Below are 291 nucleotides of genomic sequence, written 5' to 3'. Positions count from 1 at the left end.
CGGACATGGGCACTTCGCGGGGTTTGTCACCCTTGCCGTGCTCCACACGGATGACCCCTTCCTCGAAATCGACGTCCATGATGCGAAGGAAGATGACTTCCGCGATGCGGAGCCCGGTGTACGCCATGGTCCAGGCCGCCGCTTGGACATGCGGATGCGGAATGTGATGGATAAACCGCGCGAGCTCGTCCGCCGGAAGCGCGTACCGCTCTTTCTGCACGACGCGCTTGGCTTCAAGCATCTCCGCTGGGTTCGAAGGGAGGATCCCCTGGCGCACCAGGTACTTGAAGA

At 61.9% G+C, this 291-nt stretch carries 1 protein-coding gene; it reads right to left on the bottom strand.

From position 1 onward, the window contains the following. The coding region (locus tag AC27E8_RS00135) for a tyrosine-type recombinase/integrase (RefSeq protein WP_487111309.1) at window positions 1-291 on the bottom strand (291 nt) is incomplete at both ends.

Source organism: Alicyclobacillus sp. CIJ1, from assembly GCF_057538885.1.
Note: the sequence above shows the minus strand (reverse complement) of the source record. Positions and strands in the feature narration are given on the sequence as shown.